6 protein-coding genes are annotated in these 15156 nt (G+C 39.1%); 5 read left to right on the top strand and 1 reads right to left on the bottom strand.

Annotated features, from left to right (window positions below; translation table 11 throughout):
- Positions 1-460: 460 nt before the first annotated feature.
- The 5 genes from CRO15_RS02555 (at position 461) to CRO15_RS02535 (ending at position 13551) form a co-directional block, all read left to right on the top strand.
- Positions 461-3550, top strand: a complete 3090-nt coding sequence (locus CRO15_RS02555; RefSeq protein WP_165769898.1) for a SusC/RagA family TonB-linked outer membrane protein — start codon at positions 461-463, stop codon at positions 3548-3550.
- 3 nt (positions 3551-3553) lie between these two features.
- A complete protein-coding gene (locus tag CRO15_RS02550; RefSeq protein WP_097044205.1) occupies positions 3554-5119 on the top strand; it encodes a RagB/SusD family nutrient uptake outer membrane protein in 1566 nt (521 codons plus the stop codon).
- 89 nt (positions 5120-5208) lie between these two features.
- The gene (locus tag CRO15_RS02545) at positions 5209-8718 is read left to right on the top strand and encodes a VCBS repeat-containing protein (RefSeq protein WP_165769896.1); all 3510 of its coding nucleotides are present in this window, start codon (positions 5209-5211) and stop codon (positions 8716-8718) included.
- Positions 8715-12242: a VCBS repeat-containing protein gene (locus CRO15_RS02540; protein WP_097044203.1), complete on the top strand. Its 3528-nt coding sequence runs from the start codon at positions 8715-8717 to the stop codon at positions 12240-12242. Before CRO15_RS02545 ends, CRO15_RS02540 begins: the two co-directional genes overlap by 4 nt.
- Positions 12226-13551 (top strand): vanadium-dependent haloperoxidase, encoded by a 1326-nt coding sequence (locus CRO15_RS02535; RefSeq protein WP_097044202.1) that lies wholly within the window; start codon positions 12226-12228, stop codon positions 13549-13551. Before CRO15_RS02540 ends, CRO15_RS02535 begins: the two co-directional genes overlap by 17 nt.
- Here the strand turns inward: CRO15_RS02535 and CRO15_RS02530 are convergent.
- Positions 13548-15149 carry a sulfatase family protein gene (locus CRO15_RS02530; protein ID WP_097044201.1) on the bottom strand — a complete coding sequence of 534 codons (1602 nt, stop codon included), beginning with the start codon at positions 15147-15149 and terminating at the stop codon, positions 13548-13550. The two genes, CRO15_RS02535 and CRO15_RS02530, sit on opposite strands and share 4 nt — an antisense overlap.
- Positions 15150-15156: the final 7 nt, after the last annotated feature.

Genomic DNA, 15156 nt, shown 5'->3' with positions numbered 1-15156 from the left:
CTATTGCCCAAACCCAAGAAATGTTCCATACATAAAAAGGATATTATAACTGGAAAATAAACAACAGTTACTTTCTGTGATATTATATATGAAATCTTTCAGCTGGGCTAAAATACAAAATTAATGCACGGGGAATCTATGCCTGTAAGAAACTATAAAGGGTGTTGCAGGTGATATATTTTGGTAATTCCCTTAATAAATGCATGTTAAGAACTTTGTAGTCTTTTAACCGTATATGTATAAATATGTCAATTTTTAAGGCATTCTGTTTTTATATTCAAAATATTATATTACTTTTGAATTGTATCACAGTATATCATAGTTGATTATTAATTAATATTTGCTTCAACAAATACACGAACTATTTAATCAAGTATATGAATGGTGTGGTTTTGTTGCCACTGTATGTAAATGTGAAATACAGAACGCTAACTAGTAAAACAACTTAAACCAAATGATTATGGAACAAAACTCAAAAAAGTGTCGCAAACTCTGCTCTTTCGGCTTTAAGCTGATGGCGGTGTTGCTATTTGTGGGTCATTTTGCAATTGCTCAATCTACCGTAACAGGTAATATCAGTGATTCGCAAGGGCCTCTTTCAGGAGCAAGCGTTGTAGTTAAAGGAACTACAGTAGGTGCTGTTGCTGACTTTGATGGAAACTATTCTATTGAAGTTCCTGAAGGTTCAAACACACTTGAATTTTCTTATGTAGGCTATGCACTTCAAGAAATTGAAATTAATGGCAGAAGTACTATTAATGTTACCTTACAGGAAGACGCTGAAGCGTTGGGAGAGGTGGTCGTAGTAGGTTATGGTACGCAACGAAAGGCTGATTTAACAGGTTCGGTTGGTTCTATTGGGGCAAGTGAAATTGTTAGCAAGCCGCTGACTAGCCCTGACCAAGCTTTGGCGGGAACAATTTCAGGAGTTAACATTACAAATAGGAGTGGTGATCCAGGAGCACCGATTGCCGTACGTATTAGAGGTGTGGGTACTCCAGGGGTAAATGATCCTCTATGGGTTATAGATGGTGTTCCTATTGTGCAAACCACAAATATTACTGTGAATACTTCTTCAACAACTGATTCTAACCCTCTTGCTGGGCTAAATTCTAATGACATCGAATCTATTGATGTGTTAAAAGATGCAGCTTCAACTGCAATTTATGGAGCTAGAGCCGCAAACGGTGTTATCATCGTTACAACAAAAAGAGGAAAAAGCGGGGATGCTCGTGTTACCTATGATGGATACATTTCATCGGCAAGTGTTAGAGATAAAATAGACGTACTAAATGTAGATCAATATATTGCCATTCAAAACGAACTGGGTCGTGATTTCTCTTCGTTTGCAGGTTCACCTTTTGTTGATTGGCAAGATTTGGTTTTCAAAGGCGGCTTTGTTCAGAATCATAACGTATCAATTAGTGGGGGTAACCAAAAAGCAACTTACTTCATATCTGGAGGATATTTGGATCAGGAGGGTATTGAACTTTCACAAGGATTTGAGCGATATTCCTTCAAGGCGAACTCTGAAATCAAATCAGGGCGTTTCACCATAGGAGAATCTCTATTGATTAGCCAAACGGACAGGATTATACAAGATGAGGGTGCCAGATTCTCTGGTAATAGGTCGGCGCGCAATGCACCATACTTTCAACCCTATGGAGATGGTCAATTTGGGTATAATCTGTCTAACGGCACAACAGTTGGACCTGGTGGTGTTGGAACAAACTTCCTTTTTATAAATGATAGAAGGTTAACTTCAGTAGATGTAAGAAACAGAAAGGTTTTGGGTAACTTCTATGCTGAACTCCAAATTATGGATGGACTTAAAGCAAGGACCTCACTTGGTATTGACTATAATGTTGGTCGTGGTGAATTCTTGCAAGGAGCTGCAGATTTTGGTGGTGGAGCCAGACAATCACTTTTAGTTTCTTCCAGACCAGTTGAACTTACCTTAACAAGCTCAGCTACTTTGCAATATGACAAAACTTTTGGCGATCATAATATTGGGGCATTATTTGGTTTTGAACAAACAAAATTCAGATTTGATAAGGTAAGAATACAAGGACGTAATTTGTTTAACACAAATTTTGCTTCGTCTGGTACTACAACAGCTTCAGCCAACGAAGCAGATTTGTGGACCATTCAAGGTGTTTTGGGACGTTTGACATACAACTACAAAGGGAGATATTTAGCCACGTTCAATGTCCGTAGAGATGCGACTTCAAGATTTGCACCTGGAAATAGGGATCAAGTGTTTCCATCGGTGTCAATAGGTTGGAGACTTTCCGATGAGGAGTTTTTCAATAAGGGAGAGTTTGTAGATGATATTAAAATTAGAGCAGGATGGGGGCAATCAGGAAACCAGTTTTCAGGGCTTAATTTTGCATTCCTAAGTGCTATTGACAACAATATAAGATATGTTATTGGAGACGACCAATCGTCCATAGTAGCACCTGCGCCAACAACATTTGCAAATGAGGCCCTTAAGTGGGAAACCAGTGATCAACTTGACATTGGTATCGATGCAAGTTTTATGAATCGTAAATTGAGCATAACAGCTGATTACTATAATAAGACAACGAATGATGTGCTTCTTGGCCTTCCTTTGCCTTTTGTATCAGGATTTTTTCTTCCAGCTGATGCCAATGTAGGTCAGATTAAAAACTCGGGAATTGAATTTTCTTTTAATTATGGAAGTGAAATAGGAGACTTTAAATACAGTTTTGGTGGAAACCTGACCACCGTTAAAAATGAGGTTACTGATTTAGGTCCCGTTAATCAAATAATAACTGGTGTTGGGGGGGCGCAAACCCACAGAACAATTGTAGGAGAAAGCCTGGGCCACTTCTTTGGTTATAAAACTGATGGACTTTATCAAAATGATGCTGAAGTTGCCGCAGCTCTTCCAGATGCCAATGGAACACCTTCACCCGGAGATATCAGATTTGTGGATGTTAATGGAGATGGCCAGGTAAATGCAGATGACAGAACCATTTTAGGTAGTCCGTTTCCTGGATTCTTTTATGGGATGAATTTTAATGCGGAATATAAAGGGTTGGATTTTTCAGTTAACTTGAGGGGAGTCGGAGACAAGCAAGTCTATAATTCTTCTAGAATTGCTCTTGAAGGAATGACAGGAGCTAACAATTTTAGCACCCAGGTTTTAAATCGTTGGTCAGGTGATGGCTCAACCAATTCAAGCTCTAACCCTAGACTTGCGATCAATGACCCTAACGGTAATAATCGTATTTCAGATAGGTGGGTAGAAGATTCTGGGTATCTGAGAATCCAAAATATCCAGATTGGGTATAGCCTATCCAAAGAGAATCTAAAAAATTGGACAAATGATTTTGTTTCTAGTTTTAGAATTTACTTAGGTGCTCAAAACCTGGCTACATTCACCAAATACTCTGGTTATGATCCAGAAGTTGGTCGCGCACAAAGCTTTCAAAAGGGAGACTTTACTTTGGCCACTGGTCAAGATGCCGGAGCCTCACCTCTTCCGAGGATAGTTCAATTAGGTTTATCAATAACCTTAAACTAATTAATGAAACGTAATATCATAGTTATGAAAATAAATAAATTATTACTATTAATCATATCTATCCTAACTCTTACTGGTTGTAGTGACCAACTAGACTTACAGCCGTTGGATAGGTTGACCGTGGATACATTTTATAACACTCGGTCTGATTTTGATGGTGCAATTTTCGCATCCTACTCATCAATTCAGGATTTTTGGGGAACAAGTACCGAGACGCTTTCGGAAAGAGGAGAGTTTTGGAAAATTACAACAATGATCACGGATGATTTATCCGCGAACAATTTGTCAAATGTAGATCAGGCAGCCAGAGATGCCGACGCCTTGATAGTTAGGGCTGCAGATAAACCATATGCATCTATTTACACCCAAATATATGAGGGAATCTATAGAGCTAACCTTGTGTTGGCCAATTTGGATGGTGAAAATGAACTTACTGCAGAAGACAAAACTGTTTTGGGAGCAGAAGCTAAGTTCTTAAGAGCTTGGTTTCATTTTCAGGCACTTAAACTATTTGGCACCCCACCATTGGCTATGGAGATCATCACCGATATAAACAGCCAGGCATTGCCAAATTCAACCCAAGCTGATTTGTATACGGCCATTTTAGCTGATTTGGGAGAAGCGGCTAGCGGACTTCCAGTTTCATGGGATAGTGGAAATACTGGGAGGGCTACCTCTTGGGCCGCAAGATCTGTAATGGGTAAAGTGAAAGTCTTTCAGGAAGATTGGGCAGGAGCTATTACAGATTTGGGAAATGTTGTGGACAGCGGACCATATTCTTTAATGCCTAACTATTCAGATAACTTTTCGTTTCTGTCGGAGAACAATTCGGAATCAATTTTTGAGATTCAATTTGGAGGCCCTTTTTCAGATGATAATATATGGGTCTTTGATGATACGCACTCTGAGGACTTTAAAGCTAGCCAAGGAACAGGAAGAGCATATTATTGGGAAGCTCGTGTAGGTCTTGGAGCTCCTGGTCGCAGAGGTCTAGGCTGGTATGTTCCCACCCAAGATTTGATTGATGCGTACGAACCGGGAGACTCAAGGTTGGCAGTTACGGTCATCCAAGAAGGTGAAATGTATTATGCGGTAAATGGTGGCGCAACAGTTGAAGCTCCTTTTGATGCAGCATGGTCAGATACGGGGGCAACACCGGCAAAATATTTTGGACAAGAGAATGCAAATCCATCCAATTATTCGCCAAATCTAGGAGCTACTTTTAATAACGAACGATGGTTCCGTTTTGCAGAGCTTAAATTGTTATATGCAGAAGCATTGATACGAGGTAGTGGAGACCAAACAGTTGCAGAACAACAAATTAATGATATTAGAAATAGGGCTGGTTTGCCAGATTTGGCACCAGGAAGTGATCTTTTAGCGGCAATGATGCAGGAAAAAAGAGTAGAATTGGCCATGGAGCCCCATCGTTGGTTTGATATAGTGAGATGGGACATAGGTGCTGCTGTTTTTGGTGGAGATTGGGACCCAAAATTGGAAGTGTTTCCTTTTCCTCTTTCTGAAATTGATCGTTCAAATGGATTGTTAAATCAAAATTCGGGCTACTAGAAATAAGCTTGAAATTTAATATAGTATTTTAGGAATCCAATCAAACGTATTGGATTCCTTTTTTGGTTTTTATGCTTGTACAAGATGTAATGAAAAGTAGCGTAAAAAAATATCTGTTTGCCGCAGTCGTAGGATTAGGGTTTGTCAACTGTAATGACCCCAAGGGTTCTCTGTTCAGGGAACACAGTCCAAATAATACGGGTATTGTGTTCAATAATGAACTGGAGGTTGGGGGCGAGACCAATGTGCTTGATTTTGAATATATGTATAATGGTGCAGGTGTGGCGGTCGCAGATTTTGACAATGATGGGCTCACTGACATTTACTTCACCGGTAATATGGTAAATGATAAATTATACATAAACCAAGGTGAATGGAAATTTAAGGACATCACCAAGTCGGCCAATGTAAACACCGTAGGATGGTCTAATGGCGTCGCAATTACGGATATAAATCAGGATGGATTTCTCGACATTTATGTCTGCCGTGGAGGTGATCGCAAAGCTTCATCTAAAGACAAAACAAACCTGTTATTTGTAAGCAACGGAGTTGATAAAGAAGGGATACTTACCTTCACGGAGCAAGCTAAAGATTGGGGTTTGGCAGATGAAAATTATTCTACCCATGCCAATTTTTTTGATTACGACTTGGATGGGGATTTAGACATGTACCTTTTAAACAATGCATTGGTAGATTATAATAGGAATACCCCACGTCCCAAGGATGTTTCTGGAAATGCACCATCTACAGATAAACTTTTTCGTAATAATGGTGATAATACGTTTACAGATGTCTCTAAAGATGCCAATATAAAGATTGAAGGTTTTGGCCTTGGAGTTGAGGTCTGTGATATGAATACTGATGGCTGGCCGGATATTTATGTCTCCAATGATTTTTTAACGGATGACATCCTATACATAAATCAAAAGGATGGCACTTTTGAAAATGAGATTACAAAATACATGAAACACCTGACCTTTAATGGAATGGGAAATGATATCGCGGACATCAACAACGATGGTTTGATGGATGTTGTGGTTCTTGATATGTTGCCTCCTGACAATAAGAGGTGGAAACTTACAATGACTGGTAACAATTACGATTCTTTCAATACTAGGGTTTCAAGTGGTTATCAACACCAATACATCAGAAATACCTTGCAGCTTAACAACGGTAATGGGTCCTTCAGTGAAGTTGGGCAACTTTCCGGAATATCTGCTACAGAATGGAGCTGGAGCCCATTATTTGCTGATTATGACCAAAATGGAACCAAAGATCTGTTTATAACAAATGGATATAGGCAGGACATCACCAATCTTGATTTTATGGTCTATGGCAATACGGTGATGAGTATGGGAACAGAAGAGACCAATAGAAAAGAACGCTTAGAAGCTCTAAATAAACTTCCTGGAATAAAATTGAACAATTTTTTGTTCAGCAACACTAATGGATTGCAATTTGAGGACGTTACTGAAGATGCAGGACTCTCTAAACCCACCTATTCAAATGGTGCGGCTTATGCCGATTTGGATAATGATGGCGACCTTGATTTGGTTGTCAATAATATTGATGATCCCGCAGGCATATATGAAAATACAACCGAAAATGATGGCAACCATAATTACATAAGCTTCAAGTTCAAAGGAGAATCACCAAACTTGCAAGGAATTGGGAGCCAAGTTGAAATTTTTCACCAAGGTCAATTGCAAAAACAGTTCTTCACACCCTATCGAGGATATCTATCCACAGTAGAAAACACACTCCATTTTGGATTGGGAAATGTTTCAGAGCTGGATAGCGTCAAAGTTACATGGCCCAATGGATTGCAGCAAGTTTTAAAAAATGTAAGTGTAAATCAGCGCATGGTATTGCATGAAACGGAAGCAAAACCTGCGGTTCACAATGAAACAGAGCCCATTCACACACGATTTAAAAAAGTTGATAGTGTTGGACTGGAATTCTCGCATCTTGAAAATGACTTTGTGGACTATAGGATTCAACCCTTATTACCGCACATGCATTCTAAAAATGGGCCTGGAATAGCTGTTGCCGATGTAAATGGAGATGGACTTGAGGATATTTATATGGGAGGCGCTTCGGGTCACCCCGCCTTTTTAAGAATCCAACAAACAGATTTTACGTTTTCCGAAGTACTTTTCCCAGATTCAATTCATGAGGACATGGGCATTTTGTTTTTTGATGCCGATGGAGACGGAGATCAAGATTTGTATGTGGCCAGCGGAGGATCTTCCAAAGAAAAGAACAATCTCATTTATCAAGACAGGTTTTATGAAAATGATGGTGCCGGAAATTTCTCTAGATTAAATGCCGTTCCCGCGGTTTATAGTAGCAGCTCTGTGGTTACTGCGGCTGATTATGATAAAGATGGTGATTTGGATCTATTTGTTGGAGGTAGGGTAAGTCCTGGGGAATATCCATTATCCCCAAACAGTTTTATACTAACCAACAAAAGTGTACAGGGAAATATTTTGTTTGAGAAGGACGCTCAAAGCAGCCCTATTATTGAGGAGCTTGGGATGGTTACAGCTGCCTTATGGACAGATATCAATAATGATACTTGGCAAGATCTGATTGTAGTTGGGGAATTTATGCCTGTAAAAATCTTTCAAAATAATAAAGGAACCCTTGTAGAAATATCTGAAAGCAGTGGACTTCATAATTCAGGTGGATGGTGGAACAGTATCACATCTGGAGATTTTGACAATGATGGGGACACTGATTACGTGCTCGGAAACTTGGGCTTGAACAGTCGCTTTAAAGCATCAGAAAAAGAACCACTTTGTGTTTATGCAAGCGATTATGATAAAAACGGACAAATAGACCCTGTGTTATGTCATTTTGTTAAAGGCGAAAGACAAATAGCCCATTCAAGAAGTGATCTTATAGATCAGATAAATGCAATGCGTGGACGTTTCAGAAATTACTCAGATTATGCAAATGCCACGTTTGAACAATCTTTTACCAAAGAAGAAATAGCAAATGCTCAGGTTTTTAAAAGTGAAACCTTTGCCAACAGCTATCTTGAGAATCTTGGGGAAGGCAAATTGAAACTAAGTCCATTGCCCAATATTGCCCAGATTGCCCCAATGTATGGAACTTTGGTTGGAGACTATAACCAAGATAACAATTTGGACCTTCTAGCTGTGGGCAACTTTTATAACGGGGAAGTTTTTGGAGGCAGGTATGATGCTGCTATAGGATGGTTTTTGGCTGGTGATGGCTCGGGTAATTTTAGCCCGGAAGATGTAAGGAAAACTGGTTTTTTTGTTCCTGGTGATGCCAAAAGTCTAACCAACCTTTTTATGGGTGACACTGAAGTTGTGGTGGCTTCGATTAACAATGGGGATAGCATAACTTATTCGATATCACGAGAAGGGCTGCGAATTTACAATGCTAAGCCTGATGATATTGCCGCAATTATTCAATATCCAAATGGTAAGATTCAAAAAGTTGAATTTCATTATGGATCAAGTTACTTATCACAAAAATCCAGAAGCTTGGTTCTACCACAAGAAGCAGAATCTGTGCATATTTTGAGTTCAAACGGAAATGAATCTGAAATTGATTTGAAACAATGAAAAATGTAGGTGTTTTTTTCTTTCTTCTTTTGATTTTAAGTTCTTGTGAAACCAAAAGAACTGGTCAGTTTAAATTGTTGAGCGCTTCCCAAACGGGGATTAATTTCAATAACAAAATTGAGGAAAACGATAGCATCAATGTTTTTCAATACATGAACATTTATACAGGAGCGGGTGTAGCGGTAGGGGATGTAAACAATGATGGACTTACGGATGTTTATTTTAGTGGCAACATGGTTTCTGGCAGGCTATATCTAAACATGGGAAATCTAAAATTTAAGGATATAACTGAAACAGCGGGCTTGCTCAATGACAGTTGGGGCACTGGTGCAACCATGGTGGATATTGACCAAGACGGCCTTTTGGATATTTATATATCCGTTTCTGGAGGTGGGGAATCCTCTAAAAAAGCCAATTTATTGTACATAAACAACGGATCTTCCACCGGTAGCGGTGAAATTACCTTTACGGAAAAGGCCAAAGAATATGGTTTGGCAGATACTAAAGAATCCATGCAAGCCGCTTTTTTCGATTATGATAAAGATCAAGATCTAGACATGTACTTGCTGATAAACCCAGCGGCTTACTCACATATGGTAAATTCTAGCAAACCTAGAAAACTAAATGGGGAATCCATAAGCAATGACCGTCTCTATCGTAACGATGGCAATGGCAAATTCACAGATGTATCTAAAGAAGCCGGTATCTTAATTGAAGGTTATGGACTTGGAGTTGGAATTTCAGATATCAACAATGATTCTTGGCCAGACATTTACATTTCCAATGATTTTATCGGTAATGACATTTTATACATTAACCAAGGTGATGGAACCTTTAAGGATGAAATCGCCAGTCACCTCAACCACACTTCATATGCTGGAATGGGGAATACTATATCAGATATTGACAATAATGGCAGGCCAGATATCATGGTTTTAGATATGCGCCCTGAAGACAATGCGCGTCAAAAAACAATTATTTCGTCAACAGGGTATGATCGCTTTCAAATAATGCTTGAGGCTGGGTATCAACATCAATATAGCAGGAACACACTTCAATTAAATTTGGGTGAGGGCAAGTTCAGTGAGATTGGGAACATGGCCGGTGTCAGCAGTACCGATTGGAGTTGGAGTTCCTTGATTGCCGATTATGATAATGATGGTTATAAGGACCTTTATGTAACCAATGGTTTTCTTCGGGACCTTGGTGACCTGGACTACATTCATTACCAAGGAATCTATGACAACCCATTGGGAGACCCTGAGACAAAAATTAAGCAAAAATTAAATTCGATTAAAGCACTGCCTCCAGCTAAATTGCCCAATTATATGTATAAGAACAATGGTAATTTAAGGTTCAAAGATGTTTCTGAAACCTGGGGAATAGAGGTGCCAAGTTGTTCTAACGGAGCAGCATATGCAGATTTGGATAATGATGGTGATTTGGATTTGATCATCAACAATATGAATCAGACCGCTTTTGTTTATGAAAACAAAGGAGGAGGACAACCTGGGAGAAACTTCTTGAAATTGAAATTAAACGGCAAAGCGGGAAATATTGATGGAATTGGTGCCAAGGTAAAATTGACCACAAGTACTTCCATTCAATATGACCAACATTTTTTAAGCAAGGGCTATGAATCCAGTGTAGACCCCGTAATGCATTTTGGTATTGGTGAGGAAGAAAACATTATAAAAATAGAAATATGGTGGCCCAACAATGAATACCAAATAATTGAAAATGTTGCTGCTGACCAACTCATAGAAATTGATCAGAATGATGCTGGTTCAAAAAGACCGGAAAACAAATTAGGGCTAAAAAAGCGATTGTTTTCAGAGTATACAGACTCCCTTGGGATTTCTTTTGCTCATGTTGAAGACGATGTGGTCGATTTTAAGCTACAACCTATTATCCCGCATATGCAATCTAGAAATGGACCGGGAATCTCGGTTTCGGACATGAATTCTGATGGGCTTGAGGATTTTTATGTTGGAGGTGCCGCAGGGCAATCCGGACAGCTCTGGATTCAGAATCAGGATGCCACTTTCACTCTTTCCGATTGGTCCATGGATGCAAACTATGAAGATATGGGTAGCCTTATTTTTGATGCCAATGGCGATGGACATAACGATCTATATGTGGTTAGCGGTGGAGTGCAGCTTTCGGACGAATCGGCATATCAAGACCGATTATATGTAAATGATGGAAAAGGAAACCTTATTAAGTCTGATGCTCTGCCAAATATTACTAATAGTGGGTCAACCGTAAATGCTGTAGATTTTGACAAGGATGGTGATCTGGACTTATTTGTTGGGGGTAGGGTTAGCCCGGGAAAATACCCGTTGCCTGCAAAAAGTTATCTTCTTGAAAACATTTCTGACAAGGACAACGGAGCAAGATTCAAAGATATAAGTGACCAGGTTGATAATTGGGAAAAATTGACCATGGTAACAGCTGGGCTATGGACAGATTATGACAATGATGGTTGGATAGACCTTATTGTGGTTGGAGAATTTATGGCTTTAGAATTTTTTCACAACGAAAATGGAAAACTGATAAATGCAACCAAAGCCACAGGATTGGATAAGACAGAGGGTTGGTGGAACAGCATTGCGGGAGGAGATTTTGACAACGATGGTGATACAGACTATATTTTAGGAAATTTAGGGCTTAACCATAAATACAGCGCAACAGATGAGGAGCCCCTATGCATTTATGCGAGCGATTATGATATGGATGGGAATATTGACCCTATAATGTGCTATTATAATGATGGGGAAAACTATATCGCACACTCAAGAGATGAATTAATAAATCAGATTAGTGCAATGAGGTCAAGGTTCAAGACCTATAAATCCTATGCTGAAGTGACCTTTGAAGAGTCTTTTTTGCCAGAAGAGTTGAAAAAGTCATATGTAGTGAAGAGCCATAGGTTTGCAAGTAGTTATCTAGAAAACTTGGGCAATGGTGTATTTAAGTTGAGTACGCTACCTATTCTTGCACAAACTGCACCAGTTGAAGGAATTGTTGTTGAGGACTTTGACAAAGATGGATTGGAAGACGTCCTTTTAACCGGTAATTCATATGCTACGGAAGTCGCAACAGGAAGATATGATGGTTTGTTAGGTGTTGTTATGATATCTAATGGGGATGGAAGTTTCAATACATTGGAATTGGATGAAAGTGGCTTTCTGAATGATTTTGATGGAAGTGGTTTGGCCATTTTAAAGAATGCGAAAAATGAAAACCAGATTATGGTTGCAAATAATAATGGCCCTCTAAAGATTTTTAAAGCGAATCTAGTCAAAGAAAACCATCGCATGATCCATGTTGGAGCAAATGCTACTTACGCTAATATTATACTTAAGGACGGCAGAAAATATAAAAAGGAATTTTATCATGGCTCTGGCTATCTATCCCAGAGTTCAAGGAATATTCTTGTGAACGAAATTATCAAGAAAGTACAGATTACGGATGTAAACGGAACAACAGAAACTAGCTACAACAATGAAACAATTAACTAGCATATTTATCTTGGTGTTATTGCTCCAGTCTTGTGGAAACCCACACAACCAGGAAGGATTGGATGCATATTTTGAGGGTAGTTTGAGCAAATATAATCGACATTTAACAGATGTTATTGTTGCCGATATATTCACCCCTCCCGTTGCCAGCCGAATCTATGCCTACAGTAATATTGCTGCATATGAAGGCGTTAGGCTTCAAAACCCAGAGCACAGGCCTTCATTGGGAGGTCAATTGAATCATTTATCTCAACTGACTCAACCAATAGCCGGTCAAAATTACTATTATCCAATAACTTCTTTGGTTGCCTTTACCGAGGTGGCTAAACAATTGGTTTATAACCTTGAACGAATTGATACTTTGCAAACTGCGCTTTTACGGGATGTGAAAAAAATAGGAATAGATGAAGTTATTTATAATAATTCTGTTGATTTAGGAAAGAAAATAGGACAAGATGTGCTCGCAAGAGCTCACAATGATGGATACTTAAAAAGAACAGCTTTGCCCAGGTTCAGCGTAAATGATGACCCTGGTAGGTGGAGACCAACGCCACCAGATTATATGGAAGCGATAGAACCACATTGGAATACCATAAAACCCTTTGCGCTTGACTCTGCATCACAATTTGACCCCGGGTTGCCGACTAATTTCGACATAGCCGAGACCTCACAATTTTATCAAGAGGCTGAAGAAGTGTACTCCACGGTAAAAAATCTGAATTCGGAAAGACTGGAGATTGCTAAGTTTTGGGACTGCAATCCTAACATTTCAACAACCAAAGGACATGTAATGTACTTTCAACAGCAAATCTCTCCAGGTGGGCATTGGATACATATTACAGCTCAGGTGCTTGATGAAAAAAAGATAAATATGGAAGATTCGGCAGCGGCTTTGGCACAAGTTAGTGTTGCCATAGCGGACGCCTTTATAAGTTGTTGGGACCAAAAATATAGAAGTAGCCTTACCCGCCCTGAAACCTATATTAACAAATACATTGACCCTGATTGGGAACCCATACTACAAACCCCGGCCTTTCCAGAGCATACATCAGGTCATAGCGTGGCTTCGGCTGCAGCAGCAACAATTTTAACTAATATTTTTGGAGACAACTATGCATTTGATGATGCCACCGAGGTGCCTTATGGACTTCCGGTCAGAAGTTATGAATCCTTTAATGGGGCAGCACAAGAAGCAGCTATTAGTAGGTTGTATGGAGGAATACATTATAAACCGGCTATTGAATTGGGTGTTAGCCAGGGAAAAGAAGTTGGCCAACATGTTTTGGACAAAATCAAGTTTGTAAATTAATCAATATTAGGTTTCTCCAAGTAGTTTTTCAGTTCTAGGATCGGTTCTTCGGTAAATGTGGAATCAATTACAACAGAAGATGCAGTTTTTAAATGAACTAAAGAACCCGGCAGGTCCGGGTACTTGTTTCTGAGTACATCGTATTCGGGATTTGCTGCATACTTTCCCCAAATACCGAGCATCAACTTCAGATTTTCTTCATCTTCAGGGAATTGTCCTTTGTCATCCGTTTCTGAAATCCAATCCTTTAAAATGCCAGCATACTTTTCCCGAATGTTTACGTATTCTGGAATATTGGCTAGATTATGTAGTTCAAAAGGGTCTTTTTCCAAATCATAGAGTTCTTCTGCAGGACGCTTATCGGACATGAAAACTTCTTGTACTGAGTCCAGTTTTTTTTCATCATGTAATTGGTGCATGACCTTGACAAACTCAATGCCGTCAAAATCCATGTATGTAGGTTGGGTATAGGGCCTGTCTGTTTTAAAATTCCGGATGTATTTAAACTTTTTTGACCTTACCGAACGTATTCTGTCAATGGTAAAATCGCACCGGTCTCGAGTGGAGATAACATATTCCCGTTGGAAGGAATCGCTAAAGATATTTTTCCCTTCCATGTAACTAGGTATATCAATGTTTGCCAATGCCAAAGAACTAGTTCCTAAATCGAGCCCACTGATTAGTTCATTGTTTGTGACGCCTTCTGGTAGTTTTTTGAAATTTTTGGTAAAATCGGCAATAATCAATGGCACATGTAGTCCTCCATCATATAAAAATTGTTTGTTTCGGGTGATGCGCATGCCATGATCAGAGAAAAAGAAGACAATGGTATTTTTCAATAAATTGTTGTTTCGCAAGTCTTTTATGATATTGCCCACCTTCTTGTCTGTAATTTGAATAGCATCCAAATGATTCGCATATTCTTCTATTATGGCCGGATGTTGAGGTAGATACGGGGGAAGTTCAATGGATGAACGATCTACAGGAGTCTCTATATTATCCTTAAAGCTTTTTGAAAAAATCTCTTTTCCTCCATATAATTGTATCTGCCCAAAGAAAGGTTGTTTGTTCTGCAAAGTGGCCAAATCTATATGTATTCCATTTTTACCATAGAGCGGATGCATTCTGTAATCTTGAGTGTACAAGTCTCTTCTATTGTACATAAAATTATAATCATCCTTACCGTTATTAAAGGTGAAATAGCCCTCTCTCTTAAAAATTTCCGGAATAGTTTTCAAGCTATCAGGCAAATAAATACCAGATTCTTTTGTTCTAGAACTATGATGGTTGTGGGTCCCAGTAGTTGTAGACATAACTCCGGTTATGATACTTGATCTACTTGCCGAACACACAGGTGCGGGCATGAAAACATTTCTATACAAAACCCCTTGAGCTGCAAGGCTATCAATATTTGGAGTAGATATTAAGGTAGTGCCATAAGAACTTAAAATAGGGGCGGTATCTTCTAAAAAAACCCATAAAATATTTGGCTTTTGAGGAGGCTCTTCAGTTTGTGTTTTATTAACGCATGAAATGCATAAAGCAATTACAAAAACTGCTGACAGAAGACTTTGTTTGCATAAACCTCTTAGTTTCATATACTTG

It is taken from the genome of Flagellimonas pacifica, from assembly GCF_900215465.1.
Classification (GTDB): Bacteria; Bacteroidota; Bacteroidia; order Flavobacteriales; family Flavobacteriaceae; genus Flagellimonas; species Flagellimonas pacifica.
Note: the sequence above shows the minus strand (reverse complement) of the source record. Positions and strands in the feature narration are given on the sequence as shown.

Excerpts from the sequence above, each read along its gene's own strand:
- CRO15_RS02555 (WP_165769898.1), top strand. The coding sequence starts at position 461 with ATGGAACAAAACTCAAAAAAGTGTCGCAAACTCTGCTCTTTCGGCTTT.
- CRO15_RS02550 (WP_097044205.1), top strand. The coding sequence starts at position 3,554 with ATGAAACGTAATATCATAGTTATGAAAATAAATAAATTATTACTATTA.
- CRO15_RS02545 (WP_165769896.1), top strand. The coding sequence starts at position 5,209 with ATGAAAAGTAGCGTAAAAAAATATCTGTTTGCCGCAGTCGTAGGATTA.
- CRO15_RS02540 (WP_097044203.1), top strand. The coding sequence starts at position 8,715 with ATGAAAAATGTAGGTGTTTTTTTCTTTCTTCTTTTGATTTTAAGTTCT.
- CRO15_RS02535 (WP_097044202.1), top strand. The coding sequence starts at position 12,226 with ATGAAACAATTAACTAGCATATTTATCTTGGTGTTATTGCTCCAGTCT.
- CRO15_RS02530 (WP_097044201.1), bottom strand. The coding sequence starts at position 15,149 with ATGAAACTAAGAGGTTTATGCAAACAAAGTCTTCTGTCAGCAGTTTTT.